Genomic DNA, 22,010 nt, shown 5'->3' with positions numbered 1-22,010 from the left:
CGCCGGAGCTGGGCTGGGCAGCGTCGCCCGGACTGGTTCGGAGCAACATACCGATGTGCGAGTGCTGGGCGGACCGGCCGCGGTGTACAGGAGTCGGGCAGCCGCTGTACACCGCGGCGATGGCTCAGACCGCTGGCTGTTGCTGCGTGATGCAGTGCAGCCCGCCGCCGCGCTCGAAGACCTGACGAGCGTCGATCGAACGCACCTGACGACCCGGGTACACGTCGGCGAGGATGCCGCGGGCGCGGTCGTCGGCAACGGCGTCACCGAACGCGCAGGCGATCACGGCGCCGTTCACCACCACGTGGTTGACGTAGTTCCAGTCGACCGGGCCGTCGTCGTCGGTCAGGGTCGACGGGGCCGGCAGTTCGACGATGGTCGCGTCCGTGGCCTGCTCGAGCGCCCGACGGATCTGCGGCATCACCAGGTGGTCCGGGTGGCCGGCGTCGGGCTGCGCGTGCAGCAGGACGGTGCGGGACGTCGTGGTGGCGCTGGACGCGCTGGTGGCGCTTGAGGCGCTTGAGGCGGTGGTGGCGCTGATGTCGCTGGTGCCGCTCGGCGCGCCCGCGAACGTCGCGACCATGTCGACGTGGCCCCGGGTCCCGAACCCGTCGTAGTCACGGGTCAGGCCGCGGGGCAGCCAGACCACGTCCGTCGCGCCGATCGTCCGGGCCAGCTCGAGTTCGACACGCTCACGGTCGGCGTACGGGTTCCGTCGCGGATCGAGCTGCACGGTCTCCGTCACCAGGACCGTGCCCGTGCCGTCGACGTGGATCGCCCCGCCCTCGTTCACGAGCAGCGACGGGATCCGCCGTGCACCGGCGGAGGCCGCGACCGTGGCGGCGACCTCGGCGTCTCGGGTCCACGTCGACCAGGAGTTCGCGCCCCAGCCGTTGAAGACCCAGTCCACGGCGCCGAGCTCGCCGGTCACGTCGTCGACGACGAACGTCGGCCCGATGTCGCGCATCCAGAAGTCGTCGAGGGGCGCTTCGAGCACCTCGACCGCGGTCGACAGCAGGCGACGAGCGTCGGCTCGCGCGACCGGGTCCACGACGATCGTGACGGGCTGGTGCTCGCTGATCGTGTTGGCGGTGGTCGCCCACGTCCGTCGCGCCGCCTCGGCGCTCGCCGCGTCGTCACCGAGCGTCAGGCCGGGGCGCGGGAACGCCATCCAGGTGCGTTCCTGCGGAGCCGTCTCGGGAGGCATCACCCACGTCATGCGCGCACCTCCGGTCCGGCGTCGGTCGCCGCCACCCCGATGGCCGCGTCGATCGCATCGCGTGCGCCGTACGCGTGGCGGTCCTCGTCGACCGGGGCGACGAGCCCCGCGTAGAGGTCGGGGCGACGGGTCACGTAGAAGGGGAACAGTCGGAGCCACTCCGTCCGGGCTTCGAGGTCGAGGTCCGCCACGAGCACCGCGTCGGCGTCACGCGGTGCCTCGGCGAGGACGCGGCCGAACGGGTCCGAGATGAAGGACGACCCGTAGAAGGTGATGTCGCCCTCGTCGCCCCAGCGGTTCGGGACGACCATGAACTGGCCGGCGGTGATGCCGTTCGCGACGATGACCTGCCGCCAGATCGGAGCGGTGTCGAAGTCCGGGAACGTCGGCTCGGAGCCGATCGCCGTCGGGTACACCAGGACCTCGGACCCGGCGAGGCCGTAGGACCGGGCCACCTCGGGGAACCACTCGTCCCAGCACGTCGGCAGTCCGACGCGTGCGCCGAGACCCGCCGGCTCGTACACCGGGAAGGCGTCGTCGTCCGTGCCCGGGCGGAAGTACGTGTCCTCGTAGTAGCCGGCGCTGATCGGGATGTGGGTCTTGCGGGTCCGGCCGACCAGGGTGCCGTCGGGGGCGACGAGGACGGCGGTGTTGTAGCCGCGGGGGTCGTCGGGCTGGTCGTCGTCGGCAGGGCGCTCGTACAGCGAGGCGTGGACGAACACCCCGTGCTCGATCGCCTGTGCGCGGGTGAAGGTGACCGTCGGGCCGTCCTCGAGCGACTCGGCGAGGTCCTTCGGGACACCACTGGCCGGAGTGTCGCCGGGGTAGCGGCGCAGGGTGAGCTCGGGCAGGAACACCGCCGCGGCGCCGTTGGCCGCGGCGGTGGCGATGCCGTCGGCGAGTTGTGCTCGGTGGGCAGCGGGGTCTTCGAGCCAACGCACCTGCACGAGGGCGACGCGGGTCGAGCGGCGGGGGGTGCCGGTGTCCTGGTGCAGGGGAGACGGGTGCGGGGGAGCGATGACGACGTCCATCCCGCCATTGTTGATCGCATGGTCAATGAGCGCAAGTGCTGTGTGCGGTCACACTCCGGAACAAGCCGCGCAGGGCTGACGAGACGGGGGCGACGGATTGACCGTGCGGCACTGAGGTCATACCGTTGTGGTCACGAGCGTCAGGCTTGGACTGACGTGCTTACCTCGAGAACCCCTCGCTCAGCCGGGGGGTTTTCTGTTCGTCCGGTGGCGGATCCGGGGCTCGGAACGTTCGAGAGTTGGGTGGGGTGATGAGCGAACCCATCGTCACGCCGCTCGGCTTCTCGCACGTGCGCCTCACGGTCACCGACATCCGCCGGAGCAAGGCCTTCTACGAGCAGCTGTTCGGCATGTCGCCCGGCAGTGACTTCAGCGACCAGATCGACGACCCGACGATCCACGACGACCCGTGGCGGACCTACGGCGGGTGCTCGTTCACGTTCTGCGGGCAGACGCTCGGCCTGCGACCGGTCGCCCCCGCCGAGGACCGGTTCGATCCCGACCGAGTCGGCCTCGACCACGTGTCGTTTCGCGTCGGGTCCGTCGACGACCTGCACGCCGCCGTCGAGCGGCTGGACGCCGCCGGCATCGAGCACGGCGACGTCACCGACCTGCCGCCGTTCGGCCTGGTGATCCTGTCCGTGCAGGACCCCGACGACGTCAACCTGGAGTTCGCGGCACCTCGACCCTGAGTCGCGGTCCGCTGGTGTCCGCTTGCCGCGTCCGTCACCCGGACCTCCAGGTGCCACGGAAGCGGGGAGCGTTGCCTGATCGCGTCAGATCTCAGGAGGAGACAGCATGAGCAAGACCTGGTTCATCACCGGAGCGTCGAAGGGCTTCGGCCGCGAGTGGGCGGAAGCCGCCCTCGAACGTGGAGACTCCGTCGCCGGCACGGCCCGCGACACCGACGACGTGCAAGCACTCGTCGACCAGTACCCGGACACGTTCCTCGGACTGCAGCTCGACGTGACCGACCGTGCCGCCGACTTCGCGGCCGTGCAGCGCGCGGCGGAGCACTTCGGCTCGCTCGACGTCGTCGTGAACAACGCCGGCTACGGCCACTTCGGCATGGTCGAGGAACTCACCGAGGACGAGGTCCGCGCCCAGCTCGAGACGAACCTGTTCGGAGCGCTCTGGGTGACCCAGGCCGCGCTGCCGATCATGCGGGAGCAGGGCTCCGGGCACGTCATCCAGGTGTCGAGCATCGGCGGGATCAGCGCGTTCCCGACGGTCGGCGCCTACCACGCGTCCAAATGGGCGCTCGAGGGGCTGTCGCAGTCCCTGTCGCAGGAGGTCGCCGGCTTCGGCATCCAAGTGACGCTCATCGAGCCGGGCGGCTTCTCGACCGACTGGTCCGGGCCGTCGTCGAAGAAGAGCGACGAGATCGCCGCGTACGCCGACGTCCGCGAGGCCGCGTCGAAGCGCCCGTCGGCCGCCGACCCCGGCAAGCCCGAGGCGACCCGCTCGGCGATCCTGAAGGTCGTCGACGCCGAGCAGCCGCCCCTGCGCGTCTTCTTCGGCAAGGCGCCGCTCGGCATCGCCGAGCAGGACTACGAGTCCCGCCTGGCGACCTGGCGCGAGTGGCAGCCGGTGTCGGAGGAGGCACACGGCGCCTGACGGCCCAGCGTTCAGAGCCGCGTGCTCGTCGCGCCGATCACGGACAGCAGCCGGAGCCGCTCCGCGCTCTCGCTGCCGGGCTCCGCGGTGTGGACCAACAGCGTCCGGGAACTCTCGGGGTCGTTCAGCACCTGACACTGCAGCGTGAGCAGGCCGACCTCCGGGTGGCGGTACCGCTTCACGTCACGGGGTCGCACGCCGACCTCGTGACGTGCCCAGACGTCGCGGAACTCCGCACTCGTCCCGAGCAGGTGTTCAGCCAGGCGCGCTGCGCGGGATCCAGGGCCTCGGCGTGCGAGGACGCCCCGGAGCCCCGAGGCGTACATCCGCGACAGGAACGCGTGGTCCTCGATCGGGTGCACGTCGCGGGACCCGGGGTCGGCGAACCACCGGTAGCCGATGCTCCGGTCGTCGCCCCGGCGGCCGCGCGCATCACCGGTCAGCTCGACGGCGAGCGGCGTCTGTTGCAGTGTCTCGCCCAGCTCGGTGACGATCTCGGCGGGGCTGTCGGCCAGCCGGTCGAAGATGCGCATCATCCCCGGGCTGACGTGGTCCCCTCCGGAGGCGGCCGCTGGTGGCTCGTGTCCGGCGAGGCGGAAGAGGTGGTCGCGCTCGGCGATCGTGAGCCGCAGTCGCTGCGCGATGGACGCGAGCATCTGGTCGGACGGCTGCGGGCCGCGCTCCCGCTCCAATCGCGCGTAGTAGTCGACGGACATATTGCTCAGCAGCGCCGCTTCCTCGCGGCGCAGTCCGGTCGTGCGACGCCGTTGCCCGCGCGCGAGGCCGACGTCCTCGGGCTGGAGTGCAGCGCGACGCCCGCGGAGGAAGCCCGCCAGGGATGCTCGGTCGATCACGGCCCCATCCTCTCCCGGACACGACGGCGTATCCACGGATCGTCGGGCCGTGGTTGCGGATGCGGAGGGCGGGGACCATCGTCCTGAGCGTCGTCCCCGGCGTTCACGACGAAAGAGGCGAACCATGGCACGGACCGAACAGCTGCCCCTCCCGGAGCTCACGGGTCGGAGGGTCCTGGTGACCGGCGCGAGCGACGGCATCGGTCTGGAGATCGCCGCCCGGTTCGCCGGAGCCGGAGCCGAGGTCGTCATGCCCGTGCGGAACCGCGGCAAGGGGGCGACGGCGGCGGCTCGGATCAGCGAGCGGCACCCGGCGGCGTCCGTCGTCCTCGAGGACCTCGACCTGTCCTCGCTCACGTCGATCGCGGCGCTCGGCGACCGGTTGCGGTCCGACGGCACGCCGATCGACGTGCTCGTGGGGAACGCCGGCGTGATGACACCGCCGGAACGCGGGACCACCGAGGACGGCTTCGAGCTGCAGTTCGGCACGAACCACCTCGGCCACGTGGCGCTGGTCCGCGGAGTGCTGCCCCTGCTCCGCGCAGCGAGGGGCCGGGTCGTGATGCAGACGAGCGTGGCGGCGCGGCGTGCGTCGATCCGTTGGGACGACCTGCAGTCCGAGCGGGACTACGACGGCATGCGGGCGTACGCGCAGTCGAAGCTCGCGTGCGCCCTCTTCGCTCTCGAACTCGGTCGGAGGAGTCGCTCCGGCGGGTGGGGTGTTACGAGTGCGGTCAGCCACCCGGGCGTCGCCCCGACGAGCCTGCTCGCCGCCCGCTCCGAGATCGGCCGTGGCGTCGACACCCCGCAGGTCCGGGTGATCCGGTGGCTGTCGGCGCGTGGGCTGCTCGTGGGGACGCCGGCCACGGCAGCGGAGCCGGCCCTGCTCGCGGCCACGGCTCCGGACCTCGACGGCGGGTTCGCCGGGCCGAGCGGCATCGGGCAGCTCGGGGGCCCGGCCGGACGTCGGGCGCCGTGGGCCCCGATGCTACGGACCGAGGACGCCGCACGGCTCTGGGATGCGTCCGAGGCGCTGGTCAGCTGATGATGTTGACCGCGCGCGAGATGACCAGGGCCAGCAGGATGAACCCGCCGAGTGCCTGGTAGGCCATGATCATCTTCGCGCGCACGGTCATCGGCATGGTGTCGGTCGGGCTGAACGCCACCATGTTCGTCATCGCGACGTAGAGGTAGTCGAGGTAGACCGGACGCCACGCGGCGGTCTTCGGGTCGGTCTCCTGGGGGAACTGGAAGTCGGCCTCGTCACTCGTCCACAGCTCGGGACGACGACGAGCCACCGGCCCGCCCCGGTCGAGCTCCCAGTACACGAGCCCGAACGCGATGATCGTGCTCACCCACACCTGCAGGGCGGTGAGCAGCACGGCACCGCCGTCGGCCTGGCCACCGAGGAGCACCTCGATCGTCCGGACCACGGTCAGCTGGTTCGCGACGGTGAGCAGGATCGCCAACGAGAAGGACACCCACCGCGACCAGGTCGTCTCGCGGGTCAGTCGTCGCGGGTTGAAGACGACGAGCGGGATCAGCAGCAGGACGCCGAGGACCGGGACCACCCACGACGGGAAGAACAGCACCTCGCTCGGCAGGAACAGGCTGAGCCCGAGGTTCACCAGGACGGCGATCGCCACCGGCGCGCGGTGTTCGTGGCGGTGGCGGGTCCTGGTCGGGGTCACGGTGTGAGTGTCGCGCACCGGCCGGGCGCGGAGGTGACCCGCGGCGGCGCGTCGGTCCGTCGTGTCCACCGCTCGACGGACGCGGGGTCGCCCCGGAGGTGCACGACGGCGCACCGAGCGGCGGACGACACCGGATCGCCACCGGTCGAGGCTGGAGCCATGACCGAACGCATCCACCGCCCCGTCCGTCTCGTGGCAGCAGCCGTCCTCGCCGGGGGCCTGGCCCTCACCGCGACCGGCTGCTCCTTCATCCAGCAGCAGACCGGCGACGCCTGGGCCGTCACGTACCAGGTGCAGGTCGACGGGCCGGCCGGGTCGGAACTGACCGACGTCCGCGTCGAGGGTGCCGAGAAGCGCGGCGACGCCCCGGAGGTGCACCGGCTCGGCACGCAGGAGACGGGCACGCAGAAGACGGGTTCGCAGGAGACGGGTACCTGGAAGCACGAGTCGATCGTCCTCGCCGAGCAGCGCGCCTCGGTCCGGGCGACCCCGGCGCGGGGCGCGACGGCGACCTGCCGGATCCTGCTCGACGGCAAGCGCGAGATCGCCACGGAGACCGCGGCCGCGGGTGAGCCCGTGACGTGCTCGGTCGACACCCCCGCGTTCGACTGAAGGGTTCCCACCGCGGTGCAGCACGACGTCGCCTGAGGGGGTGACAATGGCGGGCCGTCGGGGTATCGTTGCGGCATCACGACTGGCCGTCATTCCCGACAAGGGGAGGCGGCCAGTTTTCTTTACGATGACGGTGTGACGAGCACCTACGCGAAGCCGTTCCTGTCCGTCGAGGACCAGCTGGAGCTCATCGAGCGACGCGGTCTTCAGATCGGAGACAAGACGACCGCGCTCAACGCCCTGGCGTCGATCGGGTACTACCGACTCTCCGGGTACTGGTATCCCTTTCGCGTTCCTGCAAGCGCAGAGGATGAGGCGCGCCCGTCCGACTTCGTTGCAGGCTCGAGTCTGGCCGACGTCATCGCGAGCTATCGGTTCGATGAAGCGCTGCGAGCCGCGGTTCTCCTCGCGCTGTCACGGGTCGAGGTCGCTCTCCGATTTCGGATCGGGCACCTCCTGGGACGAACGGGACCGTTCACCCATACCGATCCTTCAGCGTTGAGCTCAGATTGGACTCGATCGAGGAACCGCAGTTGCAGCGGGCCGAACTGTACGAGCGCCTGCGATCACATTGAAAGCGACCACCAGTCGTGGCTTCGGAAGCAGGCTCGCGCCGAGGAGCTGTCGAACGAGACTTTCATGCCGCACTTCGAGGCTACCTACGGGAGACCGTTGCCGGTTTGGGCGGCAACGGAGGTCATGTCCTTCGGCACGCTCAACAGGCTGTTCGGCGGTATGAGCCAGCGGCACCGACAACAGATCGCAATCGACTTCGACCTGTACCTCCCCGACGGCAACGGGGACGCAGCTGCCCTGAGCAACTGGCTCGAGCACCTGCGACAGGTCCGCAACACCGCGGCGCACCATGCCCGGTTGTGGAACCGGAACCTGACCGCTCCCCTCGCCGTGCCTGAGGGCGCTCCTGAGCTGGCTCACCTCCGAGAGCAGGCAGACGAGATCAGCGGGACGACGCCGGTCTCGCGTCCGTCGAGCCGTGTCTACGGCACACTCGTCGTCCTCGCGTACTTCCTCGTGCGCATCGACGGCTCGAACGAGACACGCGATGGGCTCCGTGACCTGATCGAGTCGTTCGCCGGTGACAGCGCCGAGAAGTTGCGTGGAATGGGATTCCCGCAGGGGTGGGAAGCCGAACGAGTGTGGCAGCCCGACTACGCGAGAGACCGCGTCCTACTCGAGCGGGCAGAAGCTCTGCGAGGGATCGACTTGCTGTACCCAGTCGATGCGGCAGCTCGGCTCTGGCACAAGGAGTCTCAATCGAAGCAGCGGAGCCGGCTCGGCTACTACCGGAAGCAGGGTGCCGTACTCGCAGTGCCGGGCGCGCAGGCGCACCGGTACCCCGCATTCCAGTTCAACGACGAGACTGGTGACCTCTTCCCCGTCGTCATCAACGCCAACCGCCGCCTGTTGCAGGGTGGCGACGGGACAGAGCAGCAGCGGTGGGATGCCCTGCAGTGGTGGAGCGTGCAGCAGGCTGTGCTCGGCTCCGACTCCCCACGCCGTGCGCTGGAAGCCGGGTCGTTGACGAACGCGCTGCTCGACTCGTTGCTGCCCCCGCTGCCGGAGACTGACCTCCTCGGCTGACAGATCAGCCCCTGACGGGCGTCGCGAGCACGAGCGGCTCGACCTCGGAGCCGAGCAACCGCCCGGCCGCCCGCAGTCCGGACAGCAGCGCGCCGTGCACGGTCGCCGGGTCGTCGCCCCACGTGGCCTCGCCGGCGAGCTGCACCCGGCCGGACGGCGCGCCGAGCAGGTCGTGGTCGTCCGGTGACGCCCCGACGTGCAGGTACGAGTAGGAGCCGCGTGCGAACGGGTCGTCGGCCCACCGGGTGATGCGGAACGCCTCGGGTTCGGGGACCGACGGGCCGAACATCCGCCGCAGGCCGCCGATGCCCTCTTCCACGATCATGGCGTCCGGCAGGGTCTCGAGGCGCCGGGCCCCGGTCCCGCCGACCAGGGCGGCCAGCACGGGCGCTCCGGTCACGCGGGACATGTCGTACCAGGAGTGCCAGTCGACACCGGCCGACCCCTGCTGGCGGACCACCCACGACTCGCCCCAGAACCGCTCCGGGAACCGCAGGAACACCTTGTCGTAGACGCCCATCCCGAGTCGGCCCATCGCACCGGTGACCGTCTCGGCGAGCGGTGGGTCGAAGGTCACGTCGCCGGCCTGCAGCACCCCGAGCGGGACGGTCACGACGACGTCGTCCGCCGTGACCGACGAACCGTCCGCGAGTCCGACCACGACACCCGTCGCGGACTGCGTCACCGACCGCACGACCGCGGACAGCCGGACGTCGAGCCCCTCGGCCAGGGCGGCGGCGTACTGCGCGTAGCCGCCGGGGAAGACCACCTCGTCGCCGGGGACGTGTTCCTCTTCGAGGCCGCGGGCGTCGAGGACGGTCACGGGTGCGCCGCAGAGGTCCTCGGAGCGGTGCGCCATGTACTCGCGGACCCGCGCGGCCCGGTCGCCCTGCCACTGCAGGGACCGCAGCACGGTGTCGACGGCGGCCGCGTACGTCGAGGGCGGTGGAGCGTGTGCGACGACGGTGTCCAGGGCGGCGTCGACGGTGTGCAGGTCCGCGACGAACGCCGAGGCCGAGGCCTCGGACAGCGGCGCGCCGGAGGGGCCGTGCCACGCGATCGGCCGGCCGTCGAACTGGAAGCTCCCGACGGTGAACTCGACGGTCTCGATGCCGAACCGGGGCGCCAGGGCCCAGAGCGGGTTGTTGTCGACGCCGTGGATCCACGAGGCGCCGAGGTCGACGGGCACGCCGAGCGCGGTGTCGGTCCAGGTGCGGCCGCCGACCCGGTCGCGGGCCTCGAGCACGACGACCCGCTGGCCGTCGAGGGCGAGCGCCCGGGCAGCGGCGAGCCCGGCGACCCCGGCCCCCACCACGACGACGTCGGCATCGAGTGCAGCCATCAGTGGCCTCCTGTCAGGGGTGCCATCAGCCGCGCCGCCAGGCTCGGCCGTCCGGTCAGGGCTTCTTCGCGGTCGGCCAGGTCGGTCGCCACGAGTCCGGCGTTCGCCCCGAGGAACCGGAGCGGCTCGGGCTCCCAGTCGGGCGAGCGGTGGTTCACCCACGGCAGTGCGGTGAGCGGCGACGCGACCCCACGCACGAGGTCGGCGAGCGTCCGCCCGGCCAGGTTCGTCGTGGAGAGTCCGTCACCGACGTAGCCGCCGGCGGTGCCGACGTGCCCGTCCCAGGTGACGGACGCGCACCAGTCGCGCGGCACCCCGAGCGGGCCGCCCCACGTGTGGGTGATCGGGGCGTCGGTGACGGCGGGGAACAACTCCACCAGGGACTTCCGCAGGTGCTCGAAGACGCGTGGCACCCGGTCGTAGCCGGGGGTGATCGCGGACCCCCAGTGGTAGCGGGCTCCGCGTCCGCCGAACGCCAGTCGGTCGTCCGCCGTGCGCTGCCCGTACACGAGCAGGTGCCGGTAGTCGGAAAACGTCTGCCCGTGCTCCAGGCCGATGCGGTCCCACACCGCCGCGGGCAGCGGAGCGGTCGCGATCATGAGCGAGTAGAGCGGCAGGATCCGCCGCTTCGTCTGTTCGAGCTGTGCGCCGTACCCCTCGACCGCGATGACGACCGCGCCGGCCGTGACGGTCCCCCGCGACGTGACCACACGCCCGTGGTCCCACGACGAGGCGGGCGTGTGCTCCGCGATCCGGACGCCCCGGGCCTCCAGGGCAGCCGCCAGGCCACGCACCAGTGCTGCGGGCTGCACCCGCGCGCAGTCCGGGGTCCACGCGACCCCCGCCGATCCGGCGGCGTCGCCGGGCCGTGCCGCGCGCCAGGTCATGGCGTCGCCCCACTCGGCCGACGAGGCGACCTCGTCGTGCGCCGCGCGTTCCTGCACGGCGGAGCGCGCGTAGAGGACGGTGCCGCCCTTCACGTAGTCGCAGTCGACCCCGGCTTCGGCCGCTGCGCGGCCGACCTCGTCAACGGTGTCGCGCATCGCTGCGCGCAGCGCGAGTGCGGCGTCGCGGCCGTGCTCGCGCGCGACGGACTCGGCGGATCGCGGGAACAGCGCCGAGCACCAGCCCCCGTTGCGACCGGAGGCGCCGAACCCGGCGATCTCGCGTTCCAGGACGACGATCTGGAGGCCCGGGTCGGCCTGGTGCAGGTACCAGGCCGTCCAGAGACCCGTCAGTCCACCGCCGACGATCGCGACGTCCGCGGTCGTGTCGCCGTCGAGCGGCGGCCGGGGCGCCAGGTCGTCGCGTCCGGTGGACGCGAGCTGGTCGAGCCAGAACGAGACGCCCCGGTAGCCGCTCACGGTCAGATCTTCGACGAGGCCTCGGACAGGACGCTCCGCAGGATCGAGGTGATCTCGCGGAACTCCGGCTGCCCGATGGTCAGCGGCGGAGCGAGCTGCACGACCGGGTCGCCACGGTCGTCGGCCCGGCAGTACAGGCCGGCGTCGAACAGCGCCTTCGACAGGAACCCGCGCAGCAGCCGCTCGGACTCGTCGTCGTCGAAGGTCGTCTTGGTGGCCTTGTCCTTGACGAGCTCGATGCCGTAGAAGTAGCCGTCACCGCGGACGTCACCGACGATCGGCAGGTCCTTCAGGGTGTCGAGCTCGGCCTTGAACAGCGGGGCGTTCTGCCGCACGTTCGCGAGCAGGCCCTCTTCCTCGAAGATGTCGAGGTTCTCCATCGCGACGGCGGCCGACACCGGGTGCCCGCCGAACGTGTACCCGTGGTAGAAGGTCGTGTCGCCCTTGGAGAACGGCTCGAAGAGCTTGTCGCTGATGATGGTCGCGCCGATGGGGGAGTAGCCCGAGGTCATCGCCTTCGCGCACGTGATCATGTCCGGCACGAAGTCGTAGGTGTCGCAGGCGAACATGGTGCCGATCCGGCCGAAGGCGCAGATCACCTCGTCGGAGACGAGCAGGACGTCGTACTCGTCACAGATCTCGCGCACCCGCTGGAAGTACCCGGGCGGCGGGGTGAAGCAGCCGCCGGAGTTCTGCACCGGCTCGAGGAACACCGCCGCGACGGTGTCGGGGCCCTCGAACTCGATCATCTCGCGGATGCGTTCGGCCGCCCAGAAGCCGAACTGCTCCTCGGTGCCGCCCGGGAAGCCCATCTCCTCGGCGCGGTAGTAGTTCGTGTTCGGCACCCGGAAGCCACCGGGCGTCAGGGGCTCGAACATCTGCTTCATCGCCGGGATGCCGGTGATCGCCAGGGCACCCTGCGGGGTGCCGTGGTAGGCGACCGCGCGCGAGATGACCTTGTGCTTCATGGGCTTGCCCTGGAGCTTCCAGTAGTACTTCGCGAGCTTGAAGGCGGTCTCCACCGCTTCGCCGCCACCGGTCGAGTAGAAGACCTTGTTGAGGTCACCGGGGGCGTGCTCGGCCAGGCGGTCGGCGAGCTCGATGGCCGCCGGGTGCGCGTAGGACCAGATCGGGAAGAAGCTCAGCGTCTCCGCCTGCTTCGCGGCCATCTCGGCCAGGCGCTTCCGCCCGTGGCCGGCGGCGACGACGAACAGGCCGGAGAGCCCGTCGATGTAGCCCTTGCCGTGGCTGTCGTAGACGTGGTGGCCCTCGCCGCGCACCATGATCGGCACGTCGGCACCGGCCTGGTTCGCACCGTGCCGGGCGAAGTGCATCCACAGATGGTCCCGGGACTTCCGCTGCAGGTCGGCGTCGTCGACCGGGGCGAACGGGTCGTAGGAGTGGAGCCGCGTGGGCTGTCCGGTCGTCTGGTCTGAGATGGTCATCGCGTTCCCCAGTCGTAGAGCTGTTTGCGGAGTTGCAGGTAGACGAAGGTCTCGGTGCCGGCGACGCCCGGGATGGCCCGGATCGTGCCGTTGAGCAGTTCGATCAGGTCGTCGTCGTCCTCGCAGACGACCTCGACCATCAGGTCGAAGCTGCCGGCGGTCATGACGAGGTAGTCGACCGCCGGCAGCTGTTCGAGGGCATCGGCGACTGTTCGGGTGTCGCCGCTGACCCGGATGCCGATCATCGCCTGCCGGTGGAAGCCGAGCTGCATCGGGTCGGTGACTGCGACGATCTGCATGACGCCGGTCTCGGTGAGCTTCTGGACTCGTTGCCGGACCGCCGCCTCGCTGAGACCGACGGCCTTGCCGATCTCGCCGTACGGACGGCGGCCGTCCGCCTGGAGTTGTTCGATGATCCGCTTCGAGGTGTCGTCGATCGGTCCCGGACGTCGTGGTGCTGCCGCCATGCCGGACAGCATGGCAGCGAGGCTCGGAGCGCGCAAGGGATTCCGTTGTGAACACCGTGTTTCGCGACGATTTCCGTTGTTACGGTTCTCCACAACCTCCGAATCCGTCTTCCGCGCCGCCGGAATCCGTGTCAGGATCACCGCCATGCTGGACACGACGGAAACGGTGACCACGACGCACGAGGTGCGCAACTTCGTCGGTGGGTCGTTCGTCGAGTCGGGCGCGGACACCCGGTTCGACCTGGTCGACCCCACCACCGAGCAGGTCTACGGCACGTCCCCCGTGTCCACGGCCGCCGACGTCGACGCGGCCTTCACCAGCGCGAGCACCGCCTTCGCGACCTGGCGCCGCACGACCCCCGGCGAACGGCAGCTCGCGCTGTTCCGGATCGCGGACGCCATGGAGCAGCGGGCATCGGAGTTCGCCGACCTCGAGTCCCTCGACACCGGCAAGCCCCGGGCCACCCTGGTCGAGGACGAGATCCTGCTGTCCGTCGACCAGATCCGCTTCTTCGCCGGAGCCGCCCGCAACCTCGAGGGCCGCAGCGCCGGCGAGTACATGGCCGACCACACCTCGTTCGTCCGGCGCGAGCCCATCGGCGTCGTCGCCCAGGTCACCCCGTGGAACTACCCGCTCAACATGGCGGTGTGGAAGTTCGCCCCGGCGCTCGCCGCGGGGAACACCACCGTGCTCAAGCCGAGCGACACCACCCCGCTCTCCACCCTGCTGCTCGCCGAGGTCGCCGCCGAGTTCCTGCCGCCCGGCGTGCTCAACGTCGTCGTCGGCGACCGCACCACCGGCGCCGCGATGATCGACCACCCCACTCCACAGCTCGTGTCCATCACCGGGTCCGTCCGCGCCGGCACGGAGGTCGCCCGCGCCGCCGCCGGGGACCTGAAGCGCACCCACCTCGAGCTCGGCGGCAAGGCCCCGGTGATCGTGTTCGACGACGCCGACATCCCGTCCGCCGTCGCCGGCATCGTCGCCGCGGGGTTCTTCAACGCCGGGCAGGACTGCACCGCCGCCACCCGGGTGCTCGTGCAGGACGGCATCCACGACGAGTTCGTGGCGGCCCTCGCCGAGGAAGCACGTGCGACCGCGACCACCGGCGCCGACACGGCCACCCCGTACTTCGGCCCGGTGAACAACGCGAACCAGCTCGCCCAGGTCCGGTCCTTCGTCGACACCCTCCCCGACCACGCCACGATCGAGCTCGGCGGCGGGCGGCAGGGCGACGTCGGCTACTTCCACCAGGCCACGATCGTGTCCGGCCTGCGCCAGACCGACCGCATCGTGCAGCAGGAGGTCTTCGGCCCCGTGCAGACCGTGCAGCGCTTCACGACCGAGGACGACGCACTGCGCGCCGCGAACGACGTCGAGTACGGGCTCGCGAGCTCGGTGTGGACGACCGACCACTCGCGGGCGATGCGCTTCGCCCGTGACCTGGACTTCGGGTGCGTGTGGATCAACACCCACATCCCGATCGTCGCCGAGATGCCGCACGGCGGCTTCAAGCACTCCGGCTACGGCAAGGACCTGTCCCAGTACGGGTTCGACGACTACACCCGCATCAAGCACGTCATGTCCTACATCGGCTGACCCCGATCCTTCCGAAGCAGCAGGAGGCACCATGGCAATGACCGGCACGTTCGCCGAATCCGGAGCCGATCTCCGACTCGAGCAGATCACCAAGTCGTTCCCCGGCCACACCGCGGTCGACGCGCTGGACCTGACGGTGCCGGCCGGCTCGTTCTTCGCCCTGCTCGGCCCCTCCGGCTGCGGCAAGACCACGACCCTGCGACTGGTCGCCGGGCTCGAGGAGCCCACGAGCGGCACCATCACGATCGGCGGCGAGGACGTCACCGACACGAAGCCGTACCAGCGGCCCGTCAACACGGTGTTCCAGAACTACGCGCTGTTCCCGCACATGAGCGTGCTCGACAACGTCGCGTTCGGCCTGAAGCGGCGACGGATCCCGGACCCGATGACGAAGGCGCGCGAGGCCCTGCACCTGGTCGAGCTCGACGCCTCGGCCGACAAGCGCCCCGCTTCCCTGTCCGGCGGCATGCAGCAACGCGTCGCCCTGGCCCGCGCGATCGTGAACCGGCCGGCCCTGCTCCTGCTCGACGAGCCCCTCGGCGCGCTGGACCTGAAGCTCCGGCACCAGATGCAGCTCGAACTCAAGACGATCCAGGCCGAGGTCGGGCTCACCTTCCTGCACGTCACCCACGACCAGGAAGAAGCGATGACGATGGCCGACACGGTCGCCGTCATGAACGGCGGCCGGATCGAGCAGATGGGCAGCCCCCAGGACCTGTACGAGCTGCCCCGGACCGCGTTCGTCGCGAACTTCCTCGGCCAGTCGAACCTGCTCGAGGGCGAGGTCCGCGGCACCGACGGCCCGCTGCTCGTGGTCGCGACCCCGGCGGGCACCATCGCCGTCCCGGCCGACCGCGCCGTCCGGACCTCGGGCAGCGTCGTCGTCGGCGTCCGCCCCGAGAAGCTCAAGATCCGCACCTCGGAGCCCACCCCCGAAGCCGGCCGCAACATCCTCGGCCCCGGCCGCGTGGTCGACGTCTCGTTCTCCGGGGTCAGCACGCAGTACCTGGTGGACGTCCCCGGCGCCGGCCGCGTCTCCGTCTTCGCGCAGAACTCGAAGGGCGGACCGCGGATCGCGACCGGCACCGAGGTATGGCTCACGTGGGGCGTCGACCACGGATTCGGCCTGGAGGCGCACCCCGCGTCCGACCAGACCGTCACCACCCACGCCGCCACGGGCCTCCAGTCCGCACCCGCCACGGCAGGATCGCTCGCGTGACCGGCGGGGGACCCGGCCCGGACCTGCTGCGCGGACTGACGTCCGCGCGCGTCAGCCGACGCGGCCTGCTCGCCGGCGGAGGAGCCGCCGCGCTCGCGGCGCTGCTCACGGGGTGCAGCATCAAGGGCTCAGCCGCCTCCGGCGCCGAGAACGCCGTCGACTGGACCGCGTTCTGGAAGGACGCCAAGGCGACGAAGCAGCTGAACTTCGCGAACTGGCCGCTCTACATCGACTCCGACCACGGCAAGTCCGAGTCGCTCGCGCTGTTCCAGAAGGCCACCGGCATCAGCGTCGACTACCAGGCGGTGATCCAGGACAACGCGACGTTCTACGCGACCGTCTCGCCGATCCTGCGGGCGCAGGGTGCCACCGGCTACGACCTGGTCGTGATGACCAACGGGTTCGAGCTGACCCAGATGATCAAGAACGGCTTCGTGTGCGAGCTCGACCACTCGCGGCTGCCGAACTTCGCGGCGAACGCGGGTGACTCGGTGAAGGACCCGACGTACGACCCCGGCAACAAGCACTCCGTCGTCTGGCAGACCGGCTTCACCGGGATCGCCTACAACCCGAAGTACATCGACCGCGAGATCACGTCGTTCCAGGACCTGCTCGACCCGGCGTTCGCGGGCCGCGTCGGGCTGATGAGCGACAACACCGAGCTCGGTTCCCTCGGGCTGCTCGCGAACGGCATCGCCCCGGAGACGTCGACCCCGGCGGACTGGCGGAAAGCGCAGGCGTGGTTGCGGAAACTGCGCCCGAGCGTGACCGGCTTCTACGACCAGAGCTACATCAACAAGCTCGAGAACGGCGACACCTGGATCACCCAGGCCTGGTCCGGCGACGTCTTCCAGGCGCAGCAGTCCGGGTTCGAGGACCTGAAGTTCGTCACGCCGGAGGAGGGCCAGATGATGTGGCACGACAACCTCATGATCCCCCGGCAGGCAGCGAACCCGGTGGCCGCCCTCGAGTGGATGGACTTCTACTACACGCCGAAGATCGCGGGCATCGTCGAGGACTGGGTCAACTACGTCTGCCCGGTCCCCAGCGCCGAGGCCTACGTCCGTGACGAGCTCGACGACGCGACGGTGGCGGACAGTCCGCTGGTGTTCCCGGACTCCGACGTGCTGGACCGGTCGCACGAGTTCCGGGTGTTCGAGAACTACGACGAGTACTCGGAGTGGAACGGCATCTTCAACGCGGTGGTGCAGTCGTGACCGCCGTCGGGGTCGCCGGCCCGGGTGCCGCACCGACACCGGGTGCTGGTCCGGCACCGGTCCGTCGGGGGCGCCGTCGCAGCACGCCCTTCCTGCTCGCGCTCGTGGGGACCGCGTACCTCTGCGTGTTCTTCGTCATCCCGCTCGTGTCGGGGCTCATCGTCTCGCTCATGTCGGGCAACCCGGACGACGGGTACACCTTCACGTGGAACTGGGGGATCTACGGCTCGCTGTTCATCGACCCGCAGGTGCCCTACCTGACGTTCCTGCTCCGGTCCCTCTGGTACGGCGCCGCCGCCACGGTCGTGACCATCATCGTCGGGTACCCGGTGGCGTACTTCATCGCGTTCCGGGTCTCACTGCGGTGGAAGAACCCGCTGCTCATGCTCGTGTTCGTGAGCTTCCTGGTGTCGTTCATCATCCGTACCGACATGTGGGCGTTCGTGCTCGCGTCGCAGGGTCCGGTCGTCACCTTCCTGCAGGCGATCGGCCTGGCCGGCAAGGACTTCCACATCCTCGGTACCGGCGGCGCGGTGATCTTCGGCGACGCCTACAACGACCTGGCGTTCATGGTGCTGCCGATCTACGCCGCGCTCGAACGCATCGACCCGCGACTCGGCGAGGCCGCCAACGACCTGTACGCCGGCAAGTTCCGGGCGTTCTGGCACACCACCCTGCCGCTGTCCCGCTCGGGCATCTTCGCCGGCGTCCTGCTCGTGTTCATCGACAGCGTCGGCGACCCGGTGAACTCGGCGCTGCTCGGCGGCACGAACACGTACACGATCGGCCAGGCGATCCAGGACGCGTACTCCGGCAACCAGCAGTACAACGTCGCCGCGGCACTGTCGACCGTGCTCATGGTCGTGCTCGGCATCATCCTGTTCATCTACGCCCGCGTCTCCGGCACCGACGACCTCGAGGACCTCGTATGACCGCCGTCGCACCGTCTCGTCCGTCCACCGCGACCACCTCGTCGCCCGTCGTCCACCGCCACGGCGTGAACCGTCGCGGGCCCTGGCTCGCGATCGTCTACTGGGTCACCATCGCGATCACACTCGTCCCGATCGTCTACATGATCGTGTACTCGTTCAACGACGCCCCGACGAACCGGCTGTCGTTCGCGTGGAACGGCTTCACGACGTACTGGTACGCGAACCTGGTCAACGTGTCCGGGCTCGGAGCCGCGTTCGTCACCTCGGTCGTCGTCGCGTTCCTGGCCGCGATCATCTCGGTCGCGATCGGGCTGCCGCTGGCCCTGGCGCTCGAGCGGTACCGGTTCCCCGGCCGCGGTGCCGTGAACGCCGTCGTCTTCGCGGACATCGCGGCGCCCTCGATCGTTGTCGGCTCGGCGTCGCTGTCGTTCTTCTTGTCGGTGGGCCTCGGCACCGGGTTCCTGACCGTGCTCATCACCCACGTGGCGTTCGACGTCGCGTACGTCGTGGTGGTGCTCCGCGCTCGGATCTCCGGCACGTCGCGGGTGCTCGAAGAGGCCGCGAGCGACCTCGGTGCGACGCCGTTCCAGGCCTTCCGGCTCGTGACGCTGCCGTTGCTCGCGCCGGGCATGCTCGCGGCCGGGCTGCTGGCGCTCGCGATGTCGATCGACGACTACGTCATCACCTCGTTCGTCGCCGGGCCCGCGGTGACGTTCCCGCTGTTCGTGTACGGCGCCGCGAAGGCCGGGATGCCGCCGCAGGTGCTGTGCTTCGGGACGCTCGTGTTCGCCGTGGGGCTGCTCGTGGCGCTGCTGAACGGTGCGCTGAACCGGCGCCTGGCCCGGACGCGCGGGTAGGCGCCGGCCCGCACGGCCCGCACGGCCCGCACGGCCCGCACGGCCCGCACGGTGCGCGGTGCGTCGGCTGGTGCGAGGTTCCGTACTCCGTGCGAGCCCGCGCGCCTCGCACCGAGCACGGAACCTCGCACGGGGTGGCGAGGTGCGCACGGTGCGGGCGGGAGGCGCGTGGCGGGCTGGCGTGGTGCCTCCCGTCCGGCGGGTGGTGTGCGTCCACAGCACGGTGCGGCTTCCGCGGACTGGTGCGGGGTTGACCGCTTGGTGCGCGCTTGTAACCGGGCACGGTGCGTGGAACCTCGCACGGAGTGAAGAGGTGCGGACGGGAGGCGCGAGGCGGGCTGGCGCCGTGCCTCCCGTCCGGCGGGTGGTGTGCGTCCACAGCACGGTGCGGCTTTCGCGGGCTGGTGCGAGGTTGACCACTTGGTGCGTGCTTGTAGCGGCGCACGGAGTGTGCAACCTCGCACGAGGCGACGAGGTGCGCACGGTGCGGACGCGTCAGAACGCCCCGCACCGGTCGGAACCGATGCGGGGCGTCCTTGTCTCACTCCTTCCGGACCAGGTCGACCAGGAGTCTGGTGAGGTTCACGAGCAAGCCCGCGACCCCCAGCCAGAACACCTGACGCCTGGGCTTGGGATCGGTGTCGTTGGACATCGAGACCACCTCCGGTGTCAGCGCCGGCGGACACGAGGAGCGGTAGACCGGGACGGGCGTGCGGTCGGGCCGGAGCTCGATTACACTGGACCCGAGCGATCAGACTCGGGAACGGCTCTTGCCCGTCCCGGCTTTCCACTCGGAGAGCAACTCGAAGCCCATCACCGTTGCAGCGGTGGTGGGCTTCGACTTTGCCCGGGCCAACACCCGGCGGTGTGCGACCCGCTCCCACCCTATGTGGTATTTCAGTCGCGGGAAGTGGCTCAGACCGCCGTGTCCACGAGCTGCGGGCCGAGCGCTCGACGCCGGGCCTGCAGCACTGGCGAGACCGTCGCGACGACCATGATGACGAGCCCGATCGCGACCACGAACGGCAGTGGCCGGAGCGGGTCCGTCCAGGTCGTCAGTGCGGCGGGCCCACTCGCCAACGCCAACGGAAGCGCGATGAGGAGAGCCGTGACCACGACGGCGACGGCCTCGAGGACCGCCGCGACGAGCGCCGTCCGGAACGTGCCGCCGGTCACGACGAGCAGGGCCACGTCGCGTCGTCGGCTGAGCGTGGTCATCACGACGGTGGCAGCGCCGGTGAAGAGGACGATGAGCACCGGCCCGCCGAAGATCGCGAGGCCGCCGAGGTAGTACGCGGGGGAGTCCCACACGCCCGCCAAGCCGGTGAGCGACCCGAGCAGCATCGCCACGGCGAGCAAGGCGATCGCGGAGTGGCTGCGCGTGAGGTGGAACCGCAGTGACTCGCGCGCGAGGAACCACGCGGCGGGTGACCCTGGCAGTGCCGCGGTCCACCCGGAGACCAGCACTCGGCAGAGCCACGGTGCCACGGCGATCACGCAGACCATGACCGGCACGAGGAAGACCATCGAGATCCCGCGCTCGCCCATGAGGTTGAGGGCGTACAGCGCAATGGCGACCCCGCCGGACACCCACACGATCACCTTGCGGCCGACGCTCGGTCGCGGTGGTTCGAGCTCGGGCTCACGGACGGCGAACAGCGCCGGAGTGCTCGAGGCGGCCCGCGCGGCACCGATCGCACTCAGCAGCACCGTGAGCTCGAAGGCTGCGAAGGCGATGAGCCCCTCGGGCACGCCGAGTCGGGGTTCCAGGGCCGGGCTGCCCGTGCTCCGCATCGGGGCGGAGAGGAAGGCCATCAGGGACTGCAGCGTGAGGGGCATCACCGCGAGGGCCACGGCGAACGCGGCCAGTGACACCGTCGCGGCCTGCGCGAAGACCACGCGTCGGATCAGCGCCGGGCCGATGCCACCGAACTGCCAGAGCGCGTGGTTCCGGCGCTGGATCCGGATCGAGAACGTCACGAGGACGTTGAGCGCCCCGATGACGACGATGGCGTTCATGGCGCCGAACACCAGCGCGTGGTTGCGGAGGGCGTCGGCGTCCGCCCGGTCGGCGATCCCCGCAGCGGTCGAGACGTCGCCCGCGCAGACGAGCGCGACGACGGCTGCGAGGACCATGACGACGAACGTCGAGGTCCAGAGTCGCCAGGCCCGGAGGACCTCGGCCAGGACGAGTCGCGTGATCACCGGGACACCGCCGCGAGGACGTCGGTCACGGACGGCGCCACGAGCTCGCGGTGCAGTCGACCATCGCGCAGCACGAGCACTCGGTCGCCGAGCGCCGCGGCCTCGAGGTCGTGCGTGACCATCACCACGGAGCGTCGCCCGACGGCAGCTGCCCGCAGGAGTTCGAGCACACGGGCACCGGACTCGGAGTCGAGGGCGCCGGTCGGCTCGTCGGCGAACACGACGTCCGGTGCCGTGACGATGGTGCGGGCGATCGCGACGCGCTGTTGCTGTCCACCGGAGAGCTGTCCGGGACGGTGCCGGGCGACCGCCGTCAGTCCCACCGCGTCGAGGGCGTTCCGGACGACGGCGCGATCGACGGATCCGGTCGACAGCCGGAGAGGCAGCGCCACGTTCTCGAACGCCGTCAGCGCCGGGATGAGGTTGTACGACTGGAACACGAACCCGAGGTGGTCTCGGCGGAACGCCGCGAGGGCATCGCCGCGAAGGGTGCCGAGGTCGGTGCCGTCGATGCGCACGGTGCCGGCGGTCGGGGCGTCCAGTCCGGACAGGCACTGGAGGAGCGTCGACTTGCCGGAGCCGCTGGGCCCGACGATCGTGACGAGTTCGCCGCGGCCTATGGTCAAGGTGACGTCGTCGAGGACGGTCACGTCACGGCCTGCGGAACTGGGGAACCGACGCGTCAGCGCCGTGGACTCGATGAGTGCAGTCATCGATCCAATATATGACATATGTT

The 22,010-nt window shown here is 70.4% G+C and carries 20 protein-coding genes; 10 read left to right on the top strand and 10 right to left on the bottom strand.

Going from position 1 to position 22,010, the window contains the following annotated elements; all coding sequences use genetic code 11:
• Positions 1–124: 124 nt before the first annotated feature.
• Positions 125–1,219, bottom strand: a complete 1,095-nt coding sequence (locus EDF53_RS07065) for an agmatine/peptidylarginine deiminase (protein WP_123292916.1) — start codon at positions 1,217–1,219, stop codon at positions 125–127.
• A complete protein-coding gene (locus EDF53_RS07060) occupies positions 1,216–2,250 on the bottom strand; it encodes a nitrilase-related carbon-nitrogen hydrolase (RefSeq protein ID WP_123292915.1) in 1,035 nt (344 codons plus the stop codon). The genes EDF53_RS07065 and EDF53_RS07060 overlap by 4 nt, the downstream gene beginning before the upstream one ends.
• A 251-nt stretch (positions 2,251–2,501) precedes the next feature.
• Here EDF53_RS07060 and EDF53_RS07055 point away from each other — a divergent pair, with 251 nt between their 5' ends.
• Complete coding sequence (locus EDF53_RS07055; protein WP_123292914.1) at positions 2,502–2,942, top strand: VOC family protein; 441 nt, start codon at positions 2,502–2,504, stop codon at positions 2,940–2,942.
• Positions 2,943–3,048: 106 nt separating this feature from the next.
• The gene (locus tag EDF53_RS07050; RefSeq protein WP_123292913.1) at positions 3,049–3,867 is read left to right on the top strand and encodes an SDR family oxidoreductase; all 819 of its coding nucleotides are present in this window, start codon (positions 3,049–3,051) and stop codon (positions 3,865–3,867) included.
• A gap of 11 nt (positions 3,868–3,878) precedes the next feature.
• Here the strand turns inward: EDF53_RS07050 and EDF53_RS07045 are convergent, their stop codons facing one another.
• Positions 3,879–4,721 (bottom strand): helix-turn-helix transcriptional regulator, encoded by an 843-nt coding sequence (locus EDF53_RS07045; protein WP_123292912.1) that lies wholly within the window; start codon positions 4,719–4,721, stop codon positions 3,879–3,881.
• A gap of 124 nt (positions 4,722–4,845) precedes the next feature.
• Between EDF53_RS07045 and EDF53_RS07040 the strand changes: the two genes are divergently transcribed.
• Entirely contained in the window at positions 4,846–5,766 is a 921-nt protein-coding gene (locus EDF53_RS07040; protein ID WP_123292911.1) for an SDR family oxidoreductase, read from the top strand.
• On the opposite strand, the gene EDF53_RS07035 is transcribed toward EDF53_RS07040, so the two are convergent.
• Positions 5,759–6,412, bottom strand: coding sequence for a DUF1345 domain-containing protein (locus EDF53_RS07035; RefSeq protein ID WP_123293386.1), 654 nt, complete (start codon positions 6,410–6,412; stop codon positions 5,759–5,761). The genes EDF53_RS07040 and EDF53_RS07035 overlap by 8 nt on opposite strands.
• Before the next feature lie 159 nt (positions 6,413–6,571).
• Here EDF53_RS07035 and EDF53_RS07030 point away from each other — a divergent pair, with 159 nt between their 5' ends.
• Both EDF53_RS07030 and EDF53_RS07025 read left to right on the top strand, forming a co-directional pair.
• Positions 6,572–7,024 (top strand): hypothetical protein, encoded by a 453-nt coding sequence (locus tag EDF53_RS07030; protein ID WP_123292910.1) that lies wholly within the window; start codon positions 6,572–6,574, stop codon positions 7,022–7,024.
• A gap of 135 nt (positions 7,025–7,159) precedes the next feature.
• Positions 7,160–8,626, top strand: a complete 1,467-nt coding sequence (locus EDF53_RS07025; protein ID WP_185020977.1) for an Abi family protein — start codon at positions 7,160–7,162, stop codon at positions 8,624–8,626.
• A gap of 4 nt (positions 8,627–8,630) precedes the next feature.
• On the opposite strand, the gene EDF53_RS07020 is transcribed toward EDF53_RS07025, so the two are convergent.
• Genes EDF53_RS07020 through EDF53_RS07005 form a run of 4 tightly spaced genes read right to left on the bottom strand, consistent with a single transcriptional unit; the run spans position 8,631 to position 13,256 of the window.
• The gene (locus EDF53_RS07020; protein ID WP_123292908.1) at positions 8,631–9,968 is read right to left on the bottom strand and encodes an NAD(P)/FAD-dependent oxidoreductase; all 1,338 of its coding nucleotides are present in this window, start codon (positions 9,966–9,968) and stop codon (positions 8,631–8,633) included.
• On the bottom strand, positions 9,968–11,332 hold the full coding sequence (locus EDF53_RS07015; RefSeq protein ID WP_123292907.1) for an FAD-binding oxidoreductase: 1,365 nt from the start codon (positions 11,330–11,332) through the stop codon (positions 9,968–9,970). Before EDF53_RS07015 ends, EDF53_RS07020 begins: the two co-directional genes overlap by 1 nt.
• Before the next feature lie 2 nt (positions 11,333–11,334).
• Positions 11,335–12,777 (bottom strand): aspartate aminotransferase family protein, encoded by a 1,443-nt coding sequence (locus EDF53_RS07010; RefSeq protein ID WP_123292906.1) that lies wholly within the window; start codon positions 12,775–12,777, stop codon positions 11,335–11,337.
• Positions 12,774–13,256 (bottom strand): Lrp/AsnC family transcriptional regulator, encoded by a 483-nt coding sequence (locus tag EDF53_RS07005; RefSeq protein ID WP_035809531.1) that lies wholly within the window; start codon positions 13,254–13,256, stop codon positions 12,774–12,776. The genes EDF53_RS07010 and EDF53_RS07005 overlap by 4 nt, the downstream gene beginning before the upstream one ends.
• Before the next feature lie 133 nt (positions 13,257–13,389).
• Between EDF53_RS07005 and EDF53_RS07000 the strand changes: the two genes are divergently transcribed.
• The 5 genes from EDF53_RS07000 to EDF53_RS06980 are packed head-to-tail and all read left to right on the top strand — an operon-like array spanning position 13,390 to position 19,069.
• Positions 13,390–14,844 (top strand): gamma-aminobutyraldehyde dehydrogenase, encoded by a 1,455-nt coding sequence (locus tag EDF53_RS07000; RefSeq protein ID WP_123292905.1) that lies wholly within the window; start codon positions 13,390–13,392, stop codon positions 14,842–14,844.
• A gap of 31 nt (positions 14,845–14,875) precedes the next feature.
• Positions 14,876–16,063, top strand: a complete 1,188-nt coding sequence (locus tag EDF53_RS06995) for an ABC transporter ATP-binding protein (protein WP_123292904.1) — start codon at positions 14,876–14,878, stop codon at positions 16,061–16,063.
• Positions 16,060–17,280 carry a PotD/PotF family extracellular solute-binding protein gene (locus EDF53_RS06990; protein ID WP_165918680.1) on the top strand — a complete coding sequence of 407 codons (1,221 nt, stop codon included), beginning with the start codon at positions 16,060–16,062 and terminating at the stop codon, positions 17,278–17,280. Before EDF53_RS06995 ends, EDF53_RS06990 begins: the two co-directional genes overlap by 4 nt.
• Positions 17,277–18,212 carry an ABC transporter permease gene (locus EDF53_RS06985; RefSeq protein WP_123292902.1) on the top strand — a complete coding sequence of 312 codons (936 nt, stop codon included), beginning with the start codon at positions 17,277–17,279 and terminating at the stop codon, positions 18,210–18,212. Before EDF53_RS06990 ends, EDF53_RS06985 begins: the two co-directional genes overlap by 4 nt.
• Complete coding sequence (locus EDF53_RS06980; protein ID WP_123292901.1) at positions 18,209–19,069, top strand: ABC transporter permease; 861 nt, start codon at positions 18,209–18,211, stop codon at positions 19,067–19,069. Before EDF53_RS06985 ends, EDF53_RS06980 begins: the two co-directional genes overlap by 4 nt.
• Positions 19,070–19,984: 915 nt before the next feature.
• Here EDF53_RS06980 and EDF53_RS06975 read toward each other — a convergent pair.
• The gene (locus tag EDF53_RS06975) at positions 19,985–21,274 is read right to left on the bottom strand and encodes a hypothetical protein (protein WP_123292900.1); all 1,290 of its coding nucleotides are present in this window, start codon (positions 21,272–21,274) and stop codon (positions 19,985–19,987) included.
• Positions 21,271–21,987, bottom strand: a complete 717-nt coding sequence (locus EDF53_RS06970; RefSeq protein WP_123292899.1) for an ABC transporter ATP-binding protein — start codon at positions 21,985–21,987, stop codon at positions 21,271–21,273. Before EDF53_RS06970 ends, EDF53_RS06975 begins: the two co-directional genes overlap by 4 nt.
• Positions 21,988–22,010: the final 23 nt, after the last annotated feature.

The sequence above is a fragment of the Curtobacterium sp. PhB78 genome (assembly GCF_003751685.1).
Classification (GTDB): domain Bacteria; phylum Actinomycetota; class Actinomycetes; order Actinomycetales; family Microbacteriaceae; genus Curtobacterium.
The sequence above is the reverse complement of the archived record's forward strand: the minus strand, read 5'-3'. Positions and strand labels throughout refer to the sequence as shown.